The following is an 18,565-nucleotide window of genomic DNA, read 5'->3' as shown; positions in this document are numbered from 1 at the left end:
TCCGTTTTTAAAATTTATATGATAATCCACTGTATATTCCAATAGTATATGGTTGAAAACCATTTGCTGTATTAGAAAATGTATTCATTTGTACTTTAAACATTGGTGTAATATTAAAGTTTAATTTACTGTTTAACGAATAATTAAAATCAACACCTAAATTTCCACTAAAATTAATAGAATTTAAATTGGTTGCTCTTCCTACACTTTTGGTTGTACTGCCTGTTTCTAGTAAAATATTATTATTATTTAAAAATAATGTACTAAAACCAGATACTAGTTTAGTATTAAATTTTTGTTTTTCTATTAATGTATATTTTACTTCTATTGGTATTTCTATGTATCCGAATGTTTGTTTTAAATTAACATTTTCATCGGTTATATTTACGCCATTTAATACAGACGAATCACTTGAAGCTTCATTGTTAACTAGTATAAATGAAATCCCTGAATTATAATTTAGGTTTTTTAAATTACTTCCAGAAACATTAGATACTATAGACAGATTATTGGTTGAAAAATCTAAATTTCTCTTAAAAAAACCTGTTTGTAAAGACCATTTGCTATTTAATTTATAATTCACTCTAACTCCATAAGCAACAGAATTATCACCACTTGTATTAGAGGCAAAACTTTGATCTAAAGGAGATGTTTTAGAAAAAGAATTTGAATTAATAATTGCTACAGTTGGTATAACTGCCCATTTTTTTTCGATTTCTTTTTCTTCTTTAATACTATCTAATTTAGATACCTCTGCTAAAAAATCTTTTTTCTTTTCCTTCATAAAAACACTATCTGTTTTTGCTATTAACTCTTCATTTTCTTTTTTTGAAAAAATCTTTTTCAAAGCAATTTTTTTATCAGACAATAACCCTTTCTTACTATCCTTACTTACTTTTTCTTTAGCCAATACTATAACACTATTTTCGTTAACAGGTTTAATCTGTTTTTTGTTTCTTTTTATCTTCTTATTTTCTAAAATCTCTAGATCATTGTTTTCCTTGTACACCAACTCTGTATGAATTGTGTCTTTATCTGTTTGAGGTATATCTTTAAAATTTGTTTCTTTTTGCTCTTCTTTTTTTTCTTCTACAATAACAGGAATATCATCAAAAATTTTAATTGGCTTAGGTTTATCTTCTTTGTAGAGAAATAGCATTCCAATTATCAAAACTCCAGCAATACCACCATACCACCATAGAGGTATTACGCGTCTTTTTTTCTTCTTTTGAAGTTTTGATTCAATAGCTTCCCAAATTTCTGGACTTGGAGTAGTCTCAAAATTTTCAAGCTTTTCTTGAAACAATCGATCTATGTTTTTATAATCATCCATCTATGCTTCTTTTTGTTTTTGATAATGTTTTTCTATCTTTTGTTGTAATAATTTCCTTGCTCTAGATAAGTTTGACTTTGATGTTCCTTCTGATATTTCTAATAATTTTGCTATTTCTTTATGAGAAAAATTATCTAAAACATATAAATTAAAAACTAACCTATATCTATCAGGGAGCTGTTGAATTATACTTAATAAAAAATCAACATTTAAAGAACTTTCATCAACTATTACGCCTTCATCTGAATCTTCAATAACTTCTTCTTTAACAATACGTAATGGTCCATTTTTTCTATATTTCTGTATTGCTTCATTAATAACAATTCGTTTCATCCATCCTTCAAAAGATCCTTTATTTTTATACTTATTTATCTTTTTAAAAATAATTAAGAAACTATCCTGTAATGTATCTTCCGCATCTTCATAATTTTTAGAATATTTTAAACATACACCAAACAATTTTTTTGCAAAAAGTTGATAAACTTTTGCTTGTGCCTTTATATCATTTTGGCTACACTTTTGTATAAGTTCTTTTAGATTGATGCGTGTAATATTTTATTAAAAATAATTAATATTTGAACACAGGAGCTCCATTTACACAATCTACCTCTACTGGTACTGCAGGAAAACTACAATCTGAAATAATTCCCCATTTTTTATTATACTCATCTTCTTGTTGATTATATACTTTTACTTTTTGTAAAAAAGCTGATACGTTTATTTCTTTTGAATATGCTATATAACCTTGAACACCTCCACAAGCTTTTGATCCATAACCTGTAAAACTCCATTTATCTTTATTTGTACAAGAAACACTTGAAGCTAAGTTCTTAATTTCAGAAAACAATAACATTAATTTTTGGTGATCTTTCTCTTGGTCTGTTAATGTCCTTTTTATAACCAGTTTCTTTTCATCTAATGAAATAATTTTCCAATTAAAATTCGCTTGGACTTCTTGAAATGTAACTTTTATAATGTCATTATTAAGTATAAAATTCCCTTCAATATTGTTAAATATTAACGGAGGTGTACCACACCAACCCGATGTTCTTTTAATAAATGTTCCATCTTTCTGAAATGAAACTCCTTCTTTTTCTTCTGGAAGTTTGTTAACACGTTCAAAAGTAGTTGTTTCTATATCTGGATTATTCACTACATTTGTCCAACTTCCTAATAATAAATTATCAGAGTCAATAATCACTTTATCATTCTTCTCACAAGAAGAAAACATTATAAACAATGTCAATAGAATAAGTTTTTTCATAATTTTTAGCTTTTTTAGTTATTTGGTAAATTTTCAGAGTCTTTTTTAATTTTAGAAACAATTTTTACTAAAACAATTTTAATAGCTGAAGCATCAGCTGCTACTGGTGAAACTTCTTTTTCAGAAACTTCCAATACATATTCAAAACCTTCTTCATAATTAAATCCTTCTATAACATCATAAAAATATTCCCAATTTTGTGCTGTAACTTCTTTAAGTAATAAACACTTTTGAGGTCCAATTCCAGTACAGTTCAATTTTTTAGAAGCAACTAATATTCTTTTTTCAACATTATCTTGATTAGATATACAGGACATTAATAATAAAGTTATTACAATAGTTTTTAACCAATAAATACTCTTCATATGTTCTTCTTTTCTTACTAGATGAAGAAAAATTAAAAAGGTTGCGTTAAATACTATTATTTTTGTCAAACTTTATGAAAGATCAAGTTTTCAACATACAATCCAGAGAAGAATTTAACAATGTAGCTTTAAGTGTTTTTAAACACCAGTTTAAAAACAACAAGGTATATCGCTCTTTTTGCGATTTATTATACATTCATCCTTCTGATGTACAAACAATTGAACAAATTCCTTTTTTACCCATTCAGTTTTTTAAAACTAGAAAGGTAGTTTCATCTACAGATGAAGTTCAAGAAATTTTTTCTAGCTCTGGTACCACAGGAAGTATTACTAGTAAACATTTGGTTACTGATTTATCATGGTATGAAACTAGTTATTTAAAAGGTTTTGAATATTTCTATGGTAATATTGAAGACTATACTGTTTTAGCATTATTACCTAATTATTTAGAACGAAAAGGTTCTTCTTTAATTTATATGGTTGACGATTTAATTAAACGATCAAAACAACCTGAAAGTGGCTTTTATCTCAACAATTTATCTGAACTCGCTAAAAAACTTAAAGAACTAGATAAAAAAGGTAAAAAAACACTCTTAATTGGAGTTTCTTTTGCTTTATTAGATTTGATTGAGCAATACGATTTTGAACTTAAAAATACCATCATAATGGAAACTGGTGGGATGAAAGGTAGAAGAAAAGAGCTTATTAGAAATGAATTACATCAAATTTTAGGAAAAGGTTTTGGTGTAAACGAAATTCATTCAGAGTATGGAATGACAGAGCTATTAAGTCAAGGATACTCAAAAGGTAACGGTATATTCAACTGCCCTCCATGGATGCAAATTTTAACTAGAGATACAGAAGATCCACTTACAACTTTACCAAAAGGAACCTCAGGAGGTATTAATGTAATTGATTTAGCAAACTATAATTCTTGTTCTTTTATTGCTACTCAAGATTTAGGAAAAGTATATCCTGATCATAGTTTTGAAATTATTGGCCGATTCGATAATTCTGATATACGTGGTTGTAATTTAATGGTTTTATAAAAACAAACCAATTGGTCTGTTTTTGTTTTTTTCTCTATATTTGAGGAAATTACAGTTTATAATGGCCAAACAAGGAAGAGAAAAAATAGTTACAACTGCTTTTACTTTATTTTTAAATAAAGGTTATAAAAAAACCAGTTTAAACGACATTATTGTTGCTACCAATTCTTCTAAAGGAGCCATTTATCATCACTTTAAAAGTAAACATGCTATATACTTAGCAGCTTTAGACGAATACTTTTTTAAGCTGTATGAAGATCTTTTAATTGAAGATTTTCATGAAACTTTGATTAATAGAATAAAAAATAGGTACCTGTTTTTTGTTAATTTAATTGATTTTGTTGAAAAATCTGGTCAAGGTCTTTCCTTCCCTATTCGTCGGTATTTTTTATTTCAGTTAGAAAGTGAAGAAGATGAAACTGTAAGAACAAAAATTATAGAAACTTTAAATGCATATCATAAAGAAATTGAGGCTATTATTCATACTTCTATAAGTAAAAAAGAAATAACAATTACATTTTCTACTTCTGTAATAGCACAACAATTAATGAGTATGATTGAAGGTCTTGCAATCCATCATTCAACTTTAGAAAAAAACAGTAAAGAATATTTATTGAAAAAATTCGATGAAGTTATCCAACCTTATATAAATCTATTAACAAACCAAAATTAGTATGAAAAACTGGTCAAGAAACGTAGAATGGAATCCATCAGAAATAATATATCCTTCTTCAGAAGAAGAAATTCAAGATGTGGTTTTAAAAGCAATACAGCATAATAAAAAAATACGTGTTATTGGATCCGGTCATTCATTTACTCCCCTATGTAGTACAAATGAGATTTTAATAAGTTTAGATAAATATCAAGGAAAAGTAGCTATAAATAAAGAAAAGAATCTAGCAACAGTTAAAGCTGGAACAAAATTATCGTTACTGGGAGAATTGTTATTTAAAGAAGGACTCGCTATGGAAAATTTGGGCGATATTAATGTCCAATCCATAGCAGGAGCTATAAGCACAGGAACACATGGAACGGGTGTAGGTTTAAAATCAATAAGCAATCAAGTCGTTGCTTTGAAGTTTGTAAATGGAAAAGGAGAAATTATTGAATGCTCTGAAACCAAAAATATTGAGTTATTTAAAGCTGCTCAAGTTTCTTTGGGTTGTTTAGGTATTCTTACTGAAATAACTATACAGTGTGTTCCTGCTTATAAATTAAGTCTTCAAAATAAAAAAGAAAAATTAGAAGATGTTTTAATCAGCTTAGATCAAAGAAATTCACAAAATAGAAATTTCGAATTCTATTGGATTCCTTATACAAATACAGCTTGGACTAAAACATCCAACATTGTAGAAGATTCTGAACCTGATAAAATTAATTTTTTCAATTACTGGACAGAATACGTTTTAGAGAACTATGTTTTTAAAGTTTTTTGTGAATTTGCAAAACTATTTCCTTCACAAAATAAAACTGTAGCAAACATTACAGCAGCTAGCATCAGTAATGTTAAAAAAACATATTATAGTCATAAAGTGTATGCTACTCAAAGGTTGGTTAAATTTCATGAAATGGAATATAACATTCCTTCAGAAGCATATAAAGACGCCTTTAAAGACATTCAAAAAATAGTTAATTCTAAAAAATTCAATATTCATTTTCCCATTGAAAATCGATGGGTAAAAGGAGACGATGTTTATATGAGTCCAGCATATGGTAGAGATTCGGCATATATAGCTTGCCATGTGTATAATAAAAAAGAGTACAAAGCCTATTTTGCTGCTTTAGAAGAGATTTTTAAAGCATACAATGGAAGGCCTCATTGGGGAAAAATGAACACTTTTACTACTCAAGATGTTATAAATATGTATCCAAAGTTTGATGTTTTTTTACAAAAAAGAAAAGAACATGATCCTGAAAACATATTTGTAAACCCATACATTAAAACTTTATTCGGTATATAAATGGATGCTTATTTCAACAATCTGAACAAAGAATTAAAAAACTATCAAAGAGCAGTTCCTTGCTTATTGGTAGACTTGGATATTTTAGATAAAAATATAACTACTTTACAATCGAATTTAAGGTCTGATGCTGAATTTAGAATTGTTGTAAAATCTTTACCTTCTTTAGATTTAATTAAGTATGTTTTACAAAAAACAAACACTCACAAATTAATGGTTTTTCATCAACCATTTTTAACCCATTTATCATCTGAATTAGACCATCAAAAAGATATATTATTAGGTAAACCAATGCCTATTAAAACAGCTCATTTTTTCTATCAAAACTTACCTCAACATCATCATGGATTTAATCCTTTTACACAAATTCAATGGTTAGTAGATACAAAAAAACGAATACAAGAATACATTAATCTAGCAAAACAGCTTCAGCAAAAAATTCGTTTAAATATCGAAATTGATGTAGGGCTACATCGAGGTGGTTTTAACTCTATAGACTCATTAAAAGAAGGGCTAGAACAGATAAAAGAGCATCAAGATTATGTTGAATTTTCTGGTTTTATGGGATATGATCCTCATGTAGTAAAACTTCCTAAAATAATTTTATCTGAAAAAAAAGCTTTACAAAAAGCCAATTCTTTTTATGAACAATGCAAGCAATTGGTTGAACAAAACTTTTCTTCCTTGTGGAAGGAAGATTTAACATTTAACGGCGCTGGAAGTCCTACTTTAAATTTACATAAAACAAATAAATCTCCAATTAATGACATTGCTATTGGTTCTTGCCTTGTAAAACCTTCTACTTTTAATATTCCTTTATTAAAAGATTTTACTGCTGCTGCATTTATTGCAACTCCTGTTTTAAAAAAGTTCAAAAACACTACTATACCAGGCATCGAAAAATACAAATGGTTTTTAAATATCCTTAATTCAATAAACAAACAGTCTTACTTTATTTACGGTGGTTATTGGAAAGCAGATTATTATTACCCTGAAAACATTAAAGAAAATAACTTGTTTGGTAAATCAACTAATCAAACTATGATAAACGCTCCCATAAAAACAGCTTTAAATGTTGATGATTTTGTGTTTTTAAAACCTCAACAAAGTGAGTTCGTTTTTTTACAATTTGGTGAGATTCTTCCTATTAAAAACGGGAAAATATTAAACCCTTGGTGCTTATTAAAAAATAATTAATTGTAATTATCTATCTTTTTCATCGACTATCTAAAAAATTTTAAAAACGATGAAACAAATTCTTACACTTCTATTACTTACAGTTTCTACTGTTTTAATAGCTCAAAAGACTGATTATAATACAAAAAAAGGTTACGTAGCCGAAGGTTTTGATGTAGTATCATATTTTGAAGATGGAAAACCTATAGAAGGTAAAAAGAAATTTCAATCTACATATGATGGTACTAAATTCAAATTCTCTTCAGAAAAAAATTTAAATCTTTTCAAAGAAAATCCAGTAAAATATATTCCTCAATACGGTGGTTACTGTGCTTATGCTATAGCTGAGAAAAATAAAAAAATGTATATCGATCCTGAAGTATATGAAATACGTGATGGTAAACTATATCTTTTTTACAGCTCTTGGATAGGTAGTAAACTTGGCGATTGGCAAGAAGGTGATGTAAAAAAGAGACAAATGAGAGGTGATAAAAACTGGGAAACTTTAAAGCATAAAAAATAACAATCGATGAAAAAAATATGGATTTTATTCGTATTTCTATCAACTGCATTAGTTGCTCAGGAGTACAATACTAAAAAAGGAGCTGTAGCCAGCGGTTATGATGTAGTTGCTTATTTTTCTAATAAAGCAGTAAAAGGAAATAAAAAAATTACAACAAAGTATGATGGTGTTTCTTTTCGATTTTCCTCTCAAGAAAATTTAAACTTATTTAAACAAAATCCTAAAAAATATATACCACAATACGGTGGATACTGTGCATATGCTATTGGTAAAACTGGAGAAAAAGTAAGTATTAATCCAAAGACTTTTGAAATAAGAGACGGTAAACTATACTTATTTTATAATTCTTGGGGAACCAATACACTTGAACTTTGGCAAAAAGAAGGAGCCGATGAGTTAAAAAATAGTGCAGATAAAAATTGGAAAAAAATAAATCATTAAATGGTTTATGTGTTGCGGGGGCGACTATAAAGAGTTGAATTAATTTTCAACTCTTTTTTTATTGATATCTACTTCTTTTTATTCTTATTTTTGTTAGGAACAAAAAATATTCTATGAACAAATTTTCATTTTTTAACCGAACAAATACTCAAAAAGAAATACAAGAAACCGAATTTGATATTTTAATTATTGGAGGAGGTATTACAGGAGCAGGAATTGCTTTAGATGCAGCTTCAAGAGGAATGAAAGTTGCGCTAGTAGAAAAAAATGATTTTGCTTCGGGTACCTCAAGTAAATCAACAAAACTAATTCATGGTGGTTTACGATATTTAAAACAATTTGATTTTTGGTTGGTAAAAGAAGTGGGAACAGAACGAGCAATTGTTCATAAAATAGCTCCACATTTGGTAATTCCTGAAAAAATGATTTTACCATTAATTGATGGAGGAACTTATGGTTCTTGGTTAACTTCTATAGGTTTAAAAGTATACGATGTTTTAGCCTCTGTTGAAGGTGATGATAAACGTAAAATGCTCGATAAAAAAGAAGCACTTCAAAAAGAACCTTTATTACCTGAAAATATTTTAAATGGCGCTGGTTATTATGCTGAATATCGTACTGATGATGCTCGTTTAACCATTGAAGTGTTAAAAACAGCCAGTCAATACAATGCTCAAATACTTAACTATACCAAAGCAAATGAATTTATTTATAAAAATAAACGAGTTGTTGGAGCTAAAGTAACTGATGAGTTTACTAATGAAACTTATGAAATTAAGGCAAAATATGTGGTAAATGCTGCTGGTCCTTGGGTTGATGAACTCCGTCAAATAAACAATTCTAAAATTGGTAAACGACTACATTTGACAAAAGGAGTACATTTGGTGGTTGCTCATGAAAAATTACCAGTAAAACAATCGGTTTATTTTGATATTCCTGATGGACGAATGATGTTTGCTATTCCTCGAGGAAAAGTAACTTATTTTGGTACTACTGATACCAACTTTCAGCAAGATAAAAATACTGTAGAAACAAGTATTGTAGATGCTATGTATTTAATTGAAGCTGTAAATAACATGTTTCCTGAGGTAAGCTTAACTATTGATGATATTCAATCTTCGTGGGCTGGTTTACGTCCTTTAATTCATGAGGAAGGGAAATCTGCTTCTGAACTATCTAGGAAAGATGAAATTTTCGTTTCCGATACTAAATTAATATCTATAGCTGGAGGTAAATTAACTGGATATAGAAAAATGGCTGAACGAATTGTTGATTTGGTTGCTAAGAAAATGGTTCGTCGTTTTGAAATTGAATTTGATCCAATTCAAACTGAAGATATCATTTTAACAGGTGGTCCTTTTCAGAATTACAAATCGGTAAATTTATACATAGATCAAGTAGCAAAAAATTTAAAAAACCATGGTTTTACAAAAATTGATGCTGCTTATTTAGTACATAACTATGGAAAGCAATCTGACGTAATTATTGATAAGTTTAATGAGTTAAATGATGAAGATTCTATGCTTCGTTTGTTAAAAGCTGAAGTTTGGTTTGCTATTCAACATGAAATGACTTGCACTCCAACTGACTTTTTTATGCGTAGAACTGGTAGATTATTCTTTGACAAACCTAGTGTTGATACATACAAACATGAAATTTTAAAAGAATTTTCAAATTACTACAGTTGGTCAGATGCTGAAAACCAGAAGTATTTAAAAGAATTAGAATCGAAAATAGAGATCGCTGTAAACTTTAACTAATCACTTTACATAATTTAATTGTTAGGATGAACAATTATTATATCTTTGGCAGGCTAAAAAATTTCTGAAAAAGATTGTTGTACAATTAATAATTAAAGTAAAATGAAACACAGAATACTTGTATTTATATTTTTATTAAGTGGTCTTATTGCTAAAAGTCAAACCAGTAATATTATTACTTCCTCGGAATTTGAAGGAATTAAAATAAATGCTACAACTTTAGCTGATTTAAAGAAAACAAAAGGGAAGCAATCTTCAGTTGAAAAATTGTTAGGAGCTGCTGCTTCATATAGTGTAAACGAAACTCAAACCTATTATTATTTTACATTTAATGGTTTGAAAGTAGATTTTTCTACTATGGGAAGAAGTAATCCTTATGTAGAATCTTTTGAAGTAAATAGTAATGCTTCTTCTGTAACTATAAAAGGAGCTAAAGTTACTATCGGTGATAACATTAGTAAATTAGGTAAAATTGTATTTAGTGTAGGAAGAAATGGTTCTAAAAGTATTTTATTTACAGAATGTGAAGACTGTGATGCTTTTATTAATATAGAATTTGATCAAGCTGCTAATACCATTACTAAAATTAGTTACATGGATATGTCTTAAAACAGACCAATTATATAATATAAAAACCCCGTAAAAGAATTCTCTTACGGGGTTTATTTTTATAGTGAAATTATAAAAGTACTATTCTATTTTCTCATGTGCTTCTAAATCCTTTGTCAAATCTAATTTTCGTAACGTTGGATTTAAAACACCTGTTGTAACTACTGTAATTAAGGTCATAGTTCCACCAAAAACTACTGCAGTAACCGTTCCCATTAATTTTGCAGTTAAACCGCTCTCAAACGCTCCTAGCTCGTTTGATGACCCTACAAACATAGAATTTACTGAAGCAACTCTACCTCGCATATGATCTGGAGTTTTTAATTGTAAAATAGTTTGACGAATTACCATTGAAATTCCGTCGGTAACACCACTAAAAAATAGAGCTAATAATGATACCCAAAAAATTGAAGAAAGTCCAAATACAATAATACAAACTCCAAAACCAAAAATAGCTGCTAAGAGTTTCATACCAGCATTTTTACTTATTGGTATATATGCAGTAATTAACATCGTTAAAAATGCTCCTACTGCGGGCGCTGCTCTTAAAACTCCAAAACCTGAAGCTCCAACACCCAATATATCTTTAGCGAATACAGGTAATAATGCAATAGCACCTCCAAACAATACCGAAATCATATCTAATGTGATAGCTCCTAAAATTACTTTTGTTTTAAACACAAAGGAAATTCCTTCTTTCAAGCTCTTTTTTATTGGCTCACCTTTTTTATGATTCATTATTGGTTTTTTCTTTATAAAGAATACAAATAATAAAGATATTACCACCAATAGAAAAACAATATTTAAAGAAAAAGGTACTCCATAAAAAGCAATTGTAAATCCTGCAAAAGCAGGCCCTAAAACTGTAGCTACTTGCCATGTAGAACTACTCCATGTAGCTGCATTTGGATATAACTTTTTAGGTACAATTAATGCTATTAACGAAAAAATAGTAGGTCCGAAAAACGAACGTAAAAATCCACCAAAAAACACCAATGCATAAATGGAATACAAAACAGTATTTGAACTCCAATTTTCAATAAATTCAGGAGTTGTTAAAAAATACAATCCAAAACTTATTAGAGAAAATAAAGCTATACACAAAGCTAAAAGGTTTCTTTTCTCCTTTTGATCAACAATATGCCCAGCAAATAATGCCATACAAAAAGCAGGAACAAATTCGCAAGCTCCAATAATACCAAGGCTTAATTTACTATTTGTTATAGCATATATTTCCCATTCAATAATAACAAACTGCATTGACCAAGCAAAAACCAATAAAAAACGCACTAAAAGAAAAATATTAAATTCTTTAATTCTTAGTGAAGCATAGGGATCTTTTTTATCCATTCTTTTGTTTTAATTCAGTTTTAAATCCATTAAAATGGCAAAGGTTTCATTAACATCTTGTTCTTTAACAACAATTGTCATTTCATGAGTTGTAGATATTACCTCTTGTACTGCTATGTTTGCCCAAGCAAATTGTTTTAATATAAAATAGTAAACTCCTGATTGCTCTAAGTTATCCTTTGGTAATTTTATTGTGATTGAAGCTAAATCGTTAACATTATTAATTAACGTTTCACGTTTAAAAATTTCTTCAACATAAGGTTGTAAATTTTTACTCGTAACAATATTTGTTTCAAATATTCCTTGAGAAACTGTTAAGAAATAATCGTTACTATCTGCCGATTTACTTAAAATTTTAGCAATCTCTTTTAATAATGAAGTTGTATTTTTAAACGTAAAATCGCATAAGTCAGAACGTACTATTACATCGCCTAAATCAAGAGCTAAACGTTTAATATTTTTACGTACTCTTAATTCGTTAGCAGGTGATAGCCTGTTAATAGCCATCATTACTGCACCAACTTTTACTTCTTTCTTTAAAAGCTTTGATACTTCTGGTAAAATTTCTCTAGCTAAAGAGGATACATTGATAAGCTTCTCATTTAAAGCTTCTTCAATAAACGGTGTCTTTCTAATTGTAATTTCTACAGCTTCTTGTATCGTTTTCATTATTGTTTAATTTTAAACGAATCTATAAAATTTTAAACTAACTGTAAAATTATTTCCTAATTTAAATAAGAATATATTTTTACAAAAAAGTTTGTCAATCAGAATTTTAAATTAAATTTGTCGTTATTGTAATTCGTTACAAAACCTACACACAACTCAATCTAGAAGCGATTGATGAGCAGACTTCTTTTTATTAAGAAGGATTATTTGTACAAATGCAGACAACTAATCTAATCTATTTGTTAACTTTAAAAACTCATCTTTCGCTTCTTTTTTGTCGTATAATACATTATAGACAGCGTCGATAATAGGAGTTTTAGCACCGTTTTTCTGATTAATTTTATAGGCACTCTTTGTAGCATAGTATCCTTCGGCAACCATACTCATTTCAAACATAGCCGATTTTACAGTGTAACCTTTACCAATCATATTTCCAAACATTCTGTTTCTACTAAAAACCGAATATCCTGTAACTAATAAATCTCCTAAATAGGCCGAATTATTAATGTTACGTTTCATTTTATGAACCTTTTTAATAAATCGTTTCATTTCACGAATTGCATTACTCATCAATACCGATTGGAAATTATCTCCATAACCTAAACCATGTGCTATACCTGCTGCTATTGCATAAATATTTTTTAACATGGCAGCATATTCTGTACCAATAATATCGTCAGATATTTTAGTTTTTATATAACGTCCAGCAATAAACTTACTTAAATCTTTTGCTTTTTGTTCGTCCTGACAAGCTAAGGTTAAGTATGATAATCGTTCCATAGCAACTTCTTCTGCATGGCAAGGACCAGTAATAACTCCTATGTTTTCAAAAGGCACATTATGAATATCATGGAAATGCTCACCTACTATTAATCCCGACTCGGGAACGATTCCTTTTATTGCCGAAAAAATAATTTTATTTTCAAGTGAAACAGACAATTTTTCTAGTTCAGTTTTTAGAAATGCTGATGGAATTGCAAAAATTAAAACATCATAATTTTCTACAATGTAATTCATATCATCAGACAAATCTAATTGCTCTGGATGTAGTTCTGCCGAACTTAAATAACTAGGATTATGTTTATTACGTTTTATATGTTCAATAGCATATACACTTCGCATATACCAACCAATAGTATCTAGGTTTTCTGATAACATTTTTACAATAGCCGTAGCCCAACTTCCTCCACCTAAAACTGCTATCTTTTGATGTGTACTCATAGTAGTATTTTATTTCTAAGACAAAATTAATAAAACTATAAACTACTATCTATAACTTAAGGGTATTATATTTGAAGGTTGAAAATTTTTTGAAGAATATGAACGTACAAATAATTAACAAATCAAAGCACCAAACTCCTGCCTATGAAACTGAAGGTTCTGCTGGTATGGACTTACGTGCCAATATTGATGCTGCTATAACTTTAAAGCCTTTAGAACGAGCTATTATTAAAACTGGTTTATTTATAGCTTTGCCGCAGGGTTATGAAGCACAGGTACGTCCGCGAAGCGGACTCGCTGCCAAAAAAGGAATTACTGTTTTAAATGCTCCAGGTACTGTTGATGCTGATTATAGAGGTGAAATCGGAGTAATTTTAGTAAACTTATCTAATGAAGATTTTATAGTAAATGATGGTGAGCGTATTGCACAACTTGTTATTGCTAAACATGAACGTGTAAACTGGCAAGAAGTTACGGTTTTAGACGAAACTGAACGTGGTGCTGGTGGTTTTGGTAGTACTGGAGTTTAATTCAACTTTTTGTAAAGTTGACTCATTTTTCTAACATTATCATATAACAAGTCAAAATCTAAAAAACAATGTGAATGATATTGGTATCCTAGTTTTTTATAAAACTTAAACGCTTGTGGTTTTTCATCCATAGCATCTAGCCAAATAAGTTCATATTGTTTTTTTATTGCTTCTTTTTCTAACCAAGTTAACAAGGATTTTCCTACACCATTCCCTTGTACTTTTGAATGTAAATATATTCTATGCAACTTTACACTTCTTTGATCATCAAAACCAGCTAACTTCTTATCCCAAAGAATTCTAAAATTACCTATTATTTCATTTTTAAATAGCACTAAATAATACACAGCGTTTTCTTCTAAAAGTTCTTTTTTTATATTCTCTTTTGAATACTGACTGTTTAAATACCAACTTCCATCATCTTTCCAAAAATGCTTATAAGCAGCTGGATAAACTTCTTTCATTAATGTAAAAAGAGACTCCGAATCTGTAATCGAAATCTCTTTTAATTGTATATTTTCTGATATGTTTATCAAGGCTATTTTTTATAAATTTCTTTCCCGTTAAAAATAGTCAAAATAACTTTTGCTTGTTTAATTTGAGAGGTAGGAATTGTAAAAATATCTCTATCTAAAACTACAAAGTCTGCTAACTTCCCTACTTCCAATGAACCTACTTTATTTTCTTGTCTCATTACATAGGCTCCATTAATTGTATACGCTTTAATTGCTTCTTCTAAACTTATATTTTGTGGAGATCTTGTAACTGCATTTTGAAGTCCAATGAATGGATTTAATGAACTCACATTCCAATCGCTACTTAAAGTTAGCCTAGCTCCTGCTTCTTTTAATGATTTTATTGGAACTTGATTATCAGCCAACGTACTTCCTAACAAATGATTATTATGATGCCAATTTTGTGGTTGCGTAAAATCTCCTGCTACTTGTGCATCTGCTGTTACGTTTAATTGTTTAAATCTGTTCATATCTGATAGAGAAACCATTTCAACATGTGTTAAACGATGCCTTCCCTTATCTGATCCACTTTTTTGAATAGCGTTTAAAGCTTCTGTAACTCCCCTATCGCCAATAGCATGTATATGAAAATCAAAACCAACCGATTCTAGTTCCTGAATATACTTTGCTATTCTGTTTTCAGTAAAATAATTCAATCCATTATTGGTAGGTTGATTAAAATAGTCTTCTTTATAGTTACTGTGTAAAGCAGCTGTTGTATTATGTGTTATACCATCTGAATACAATTTAATTTGATTAATTTTTAATAAACTGTTTTCATTGCTTTCAAATAATGTTTTTAGTGATACTATTTGACTTGCATCGTCAGCTGTAGGATATGCCCATAAACCTAAGTTAAAACGAGCTGTTAGTTTACCATTATCTGCTAAATTTTTCCATGTTTTATGCTGATCTCTTTTCCAATAAGTTCTCGCGTCAGAAACTGATGTTATTCCATGTTTTGCTAGCTCTGGTAAAACATAAGAAACCATCCCATCATATTCTCCATTTGCATCTTTTAAAGCAGTTAATGCTTGCTGATAAGCTACGTCTCCAGCATTGTCTATTAGAATTCCATTTAAAGCGCCGTTGTCTTTCATTATAATTCCGCCTTGCGGATTTTTGCTCGCCGCCGTAATTCCTGCCATTTCTAACCCTTTTGAATTAATCCACATAGAATGCGATGTTTGTTCCATAATAATTACTGGCCTATCTGAAACTGCTTCATCTATAATTTCTAACGGACTTCTTTGAGCGTCAAATAATGCTCCTATTGAATGTCCAAAACCTATTAACCACTCTACATTTGGATTATCTTGAGCTGCCTTTTTTATTGTTGATATATAGTTTTCTGCATCACTTTCGTTTTCATTTAATGTAAAAACAGTAGTTGTCGATCCTACTTCCATTGGATGCATATGAACATCATGAAAACCTGGTAATACTAACTTTCCTTTTAAATTAATTTTTTCAGCTCCTTTTTCTATCTTTTGCTCTGCTTCTGAATTAGAACCTATAAAAACTATTTTATTTTTTTCAATAATTAAGGCTTCAGCCCATGGTTGAGCTTCATTTACTGTAAATATTTTTCCGTTATAATACATTTTTTGTGTACTAGAATTGTCTTTTATTACAGCTATATCTTCTTTTTTACTACAAGAATTTGAAGTTAGTATTAAGCTAAAAAATATAATTAATAATTTCATTTTCTTCATTTTAATGTCGATTTTAAAAATCAACCTTTTAAGGGTACATAAATTTCTGTTTCGTATTCTTTTGGATTCTCTGTATGAGATTCGTGTTTTGTATAAAATTCTAAAAAAGGATCTTCTGATATTTCTTTGTCAGTTGCAAATAACCAACTACTAAATATTTTATCGTAGGTTTTACTTATTGATTTATAATCTCCTACATGTGTAAATACAGCATATTTCTTACTTGGTATGTTCTTTATTTTAAATTTTTTATCTGGTATTTTTAAAGTATCATCAATTACTAAACAAGCATCGTAATTATAGTTTATACTTTCTGAAATAATAGGTTCGTCCCAAATTATTCCAAAAGATTCTAGCTCATCTATTTCAACTTTATAGCTTTCAACTTCTTCTAATAACTGATCCCAAATTTCATCAACCTTAGTATTATAATAATCTCCTTTATACGTTTTATACACTACTTTTTTGGTTTCTAAAACAGTAATTCTGTCTTCATAAAAAGGCATAATTGTATTTGTTTTATTACTATTTTTTTTAAGAATTTCTTCTTTTCTATTTCTATAAATAGCTGGTGTAATTCCAAAATGTTTTTTAAATGATTTACTAAAAGATTGTACATCTGAATAGCCTACATTTTCTGCTATTTTCTTGATTTCATCTTTTGTAAATAACAACATTTTAGCACCATTTTCTATTTTTAATCTTGTTACATAAGCTCCTATAGTTTCATTATAATATGCTTTGAAAATACGTTGAAGATTTCTGTACGAGAAATTAGATAGCTCTTCCAATTCTTCTATTAAAATCTTTTCATTGTATTGGGTTCTTACATAGGAAACTACCTGTTGCAATCGGTTTTTATAGAATTCTTTTGTTTCCATACTGCAAATGTAAAAGGAAGGTTTAGTTTAAGTTTTGTCTTAAATTGACAACTTAAAATATACAAAAAAAAGCTGTTGAAATATTTCAACAGCTTCTTAGTAGTAGTTTGAACTTTTAATTTAAAACTTATTCTTGATTTTCAATAGCATCTTTAATTTTTCCTTCAAGTTCTTCAGCTAATTCTGGGTTGTCTTTAATTAAATTTTTAACTGCATCTCTACCCTGACCTAGCTTAGTGTCTCCATAACTGAACCACGAACCACTTTTCTTTATAATACCGTATTCTACACCAATATCTAATACTTCTCCTACTTTTGATATTCCTTCTCCATACATAATATCAAACTCTGTCATTTGGAAAGGTGGTGCTACTTTATTTTTAACAATTTTTACTTTAGTACTGTTACCAATTACTCTATCGCCATCTTTTATTTGTGTTCTACGACGAATATCTAAACGAACTGAAGCATAGAACTTTAAAGCGTTACCTCCAGTTGTTGTTTCTGGATTTCCAAACATTACTCCAATTTTTTCACGTAATTGGTTAATGAATATAACTGTACATTTTGTTTTACTAATTGTACCTGTTAATTTACGTAACGCTTGAGACATTAAACGGGCATGTAATCCCATTTTAGAATCTCCCATTTCACCTTCAATTTCCGATTTCGGTGTTAAAGCTGCAACCGAGTCAACTACAACAATATCAATTGCTCCAGAACGAATTAAGTTATCGGCAATTTCTAATGCTTGTTCACCATGATCTGGTTGTGAAATAATTAAATTATCAACATCTACTCCTAAACTTTCTGCATAAAAACGATCAAAAGCATGCTCTGCATCAATAAATGCTGCAATACCTCCAGCTTTTTGCGCTTCTGCAATTGCATGGATTGTTAAAGTCGTTTTACCAGATGATTCTGGTCCGTAAATTTCTATAATTCTACCACGAGGATATCCTCCTACTCCTAAAGCTAAATCTAACCCTAAAGATCCTGATGATATTGCATCTACATCTTCTACCTGGCTATCACCTAACTTCATTACCGTTCCCTTACCGTAAGTCTTATCTAACTTATCTAAAGTAAGTTGAAGCGCTTTTAATTTTGCTTCTTTTTCTTTATCTGCTGCCATAAATCGTGCTAATTATATTATAAAATAAGAGTCGCTAAGTTATAAAAAACTCCTCTTATTTTCCTATC

Annotated in this window: 20 protein-coding genes; 9 read left to right on the top strand and 11 right to left on the bottom strand. The window is 29.2% G+C overall.

Annotated elements, in window-relative coordinates; all coding sequences use genetic code 11:
* Positions 1-7 precede the first annotated feature (7 nt).
* From ACOQN8_RS06270 to ACOQN8_RS06255, 4 genes are read right to left on the bottom strand one after another with little or no spacing between them, the layout of a single operon-like run.
* Entirely contained in the window at positions 8-1,333 is a 1,326-nt protein-coding gene (locus ACOQN8_RS06270; RefSeq protein ID WP_420552037.1) for a hypothetical protein, read from the bottom strand.
* On the bottom strand, positions 1,334-1,876 hold the full coding sequence (locus ACOQN8_RS06265; RefSeq protein ID WP_420552810.1) for an RNA polymerase sigma factor: 543 nt from the start codon (positions 1,874-1,876) through the stop codon (positions 1,334-1,336).
* A 25-nt stretch (positions 1,877-1,901) separates the two neighbouring features.
* On the bottom strand, positions 1,902-2,597 hold the full coding sequence (locus tag ACOQN8_RS06260; RefSeq protein ID WP_420552036.1) for a hypothetical protein: 696 nt from the start codon (positions 2,595-2,597) through the stop codon (positions 1,902-1,904).
* A gap of 14 nt (positions 2,598-2,611) precedes the next feature.
* On the bottom strand, positions 2,612-2,962 hold the full coding sequence (locus ACOQN8_RS06255) for a DUF4377 domain-containing protein (protein WP_420552035.1): 351 nt from the start codon (positions 2,960-2,962) through the stop codon (positions 2,612-2,614).
* 74 nt (positions 2,963-3,036) lie between these two features.
* On the opposite strand from ACOQN8_RS06255, the gene ACOQN8_RS06250 reads away from it, so the two are divergent.
* The 8 genes from ACOQN8_RS06250 (at position 3,037) to ACOQN8_RS06215 (ending at position 10,481) form a co-directional block, all read left to right on the top strand.
* Positions 3,037-4,011, top strand: coding sequence for a LuxE/PaaK family acyltransferase (locus ACOQN8_RS06250; RefSeq protein WP_420552034.1), 975 nt, complete (start codon positions 3,037-3,039; stop codon positions 4,009-4,011).
* A 61-nt stretch (positions 4,012-4,072) separates the two neighbouring features.
* Positions 4,073-4,684: a TetR/AcrR family transcriptional regulator gene (locus tag ACOQN8_RS06245; RefSeq protein WP_420552033.1), complete on the top strand. Its 612-nt coding sequence runs from the start codon at positions 4,073-4,075 to the stop codon at positions 4,682-4,684.
* A gap of 1 nt (position 4,685) precedes the next feature.
* Positions 4,686-5,972, top strand: a complete 1,287-nt coding sequence (locus tag ACOQN8_RS06240) for a D-arabinono-1,4-lactone oxidase (RefSeq protein WP_420552032.1) — start codon at positions 4,686-4,688, stop codon at positions 5,970-5,972.
* Positions 5,973-7,169: an alanine racemase gene (locus ACOQN8_RS06235; protein ID WP_420552031.1), complete on the top strand. Its 1,197-nt coding sequence runs from the start codon at positions 5,973-5,975 to the stop codon at positions 7,167-7,169.
* 49 nt (positions 7,170-7,218) lie between these two features.
* Positions 7,219-7,671: a YHS domain-containing (seleno)protein gene (locus tag ACOQN8_RS06230; RefSeq protein WP_420552030.1), complete on the top strand. Its 453-nt coding sequence runs from the start codon at positions 7,219-7,221 to the stop codon at positions 7,669-7,671.
* Positions 7,672-7,677: 6 nt separating this feature from the next.
* Entirely contained in the window at positions 7,678-8,112 is a 435-nt protein-coding gene (locus ACOQN8_RS06225) for a YHS domain-containing (seleno)protein (protein ID WP_420552029.1), read from the top strand.
* Between the two features lie 113 nt (positions 8,113-8,225).
* Positions 8,226-9,872: a glycerol-3-phosphate dehydrogenase/oxidase gene (locus ACOQN8_RS06220; protein WP_420552028.1), complete on the top strand. Its 1,647-nt coding sequence runs from the start codon at positions 8,226-8,228 to the stop codon at positions 9,870-9,872.
* Positions 9,873-9,974: 102 nt separating this feature from the next.
* Entirely contained in the window at positions 9,975-10,481 is a 507-nt protein-coding gene (locus ACOQN8_RS06215) for a hypothetical protein (protein WP_420552027.1), read from the top strand.
* An 81-nt stretch (positions 10,482-10,562) separates the two neighbouring features.
* On the opposite strand, the gene ACOQN8_RS06210 is transcribed toward ACOQN8_RS06215, so the two are convergent.
* The 3 genes from ACOQN8_RS06210 to ACOQN8_RS06200 all read right to left on the bottom strand — a co-directional run bounded on the left by ACOQN8_RS06210 (position 10,563) and on the right by ACOQN8_RS06200 (position 13,721).
* The gene (locus ACOQN8_RS06210; protein ID WP_420552026.1) at positions 10,563-11,831 is read right to left on the bottom strand and encodes an MFS transporter; all 1,269 of its coding nucleotides are present in this window, start codon (positions 11,829-11,831) and stop codon (positions 10,563-10,565) included.
* Positions 11,832-11,840: 9 nt separating this feature from the next.
* Entirely contained in the window at positions 11,841-12,500 is a 660-nt protein-coding gene (locus ACOQN8_RS06205) for a hypothetical protein (RefSeq protein ID WP_272150993.1), read from the bottom strand.
* Between the two features lie 225 nt (positions 12,501-12,725).
* Complete coding sequence (locus tag ACOQN8_RS06200; protein WP_150898042.1) at positions 12,726-13,721, bottom strand: NAD(P)H-dependent glycerol-3-phosphate dehydrogenase; 996 nt, start codon at positions 13,719-13,721, stop codon at positions 12,726-12,728.
* 98 nt (positions 13,722-13,819) lie between these two features.
* On the opposite strand from ACOQN8_RS06200, the gene dut reads away from it, so the two are divergent.
* Positions 13,820-14,251: a dUTP diphosphatase gene (dut, locus tag ACOQN8_RS06195; protein ID WP_150898045.1), complete on the top strand. Its 432-nt coding sequence runs from the start codon at positions 13,820-13,822 to the stop codon at positions 14,249-14,251.
* On the opposite strand, the gene ACOQN8_RS06190 is transcribed toward dut, so the two are convergent.
* From ACOQN8_RS06190 to recA, 4 genes are all read right to left on the bottom strand, one after another.
* Positions 14,248-14,787 carry a GNAT family N-acetyltransferase gene (locus tag ACOQN8_RS06190; RefSeq protein ID WP_420552025.1) on the bottom strand — a complete coding sequence of 180 codons (540 nt, stop codon included), beginning with the start codon at positions 14,785-14,787 and terminating at the stop codon, positions 14,248-14,250. The two genes, dut and ACOQN8_RS06190, sit on opposite strands and share 4 nt — an antisense overlap.
* A 2-nt stretch (positions 14,788-14,789) precedes the next feature.
* Positions 14,790-16,472 (bottom strand): amidohydrolase, encoded by a 1,683-nt coding sequence (locus ACOQN8_RS06185; RefSeq protein ID WP_420552024.1) that lies wholly within the window; start codon positions 16,470-16,472, stop codon positions 14,790-14,792.
* A 29-nt stretch (positions 16,473-16,501) separates the two neighbouring features.
* Entirely contained in the window at positions 16,502-17,362 is an 861-nt protein-coding gene (locus ACOQN8_RS06180) for an AraC family transcriptional regulator (protein ID WP_420552023.1), read from the bottom strand.
* Between the two features lie 127 nt (positions 17,363-17,489).
* On the bottom strand, positions 17,490-18,497 hold the full coding sequence (gene recA / locus ACOQN8_RS06175) for a recombinase RecA (RefSeq protein ID WP_150898049.1): 1,008 nt from the start codon (positions 18,495-18,497) through the stop codon (positions 17,490-17,492).
* Positions 18,498-18,565 lie beyond the last annotated feature (68 nt).

Source organism: Tenacibaculum aiptasiae, from assembly GCF_965221665.1.
Classification (GTDB): Bacteria; Bacteroidota; Bacteroidia; order Flavobacteriales; family Flavobacteriaceae; genus Polaribacter; species Polaribacter aiptasiae.
Note: the sequence above shows the minus strand (reverse complement) of the source record. Positions and strands in the feature narration are given on the sequence as shown.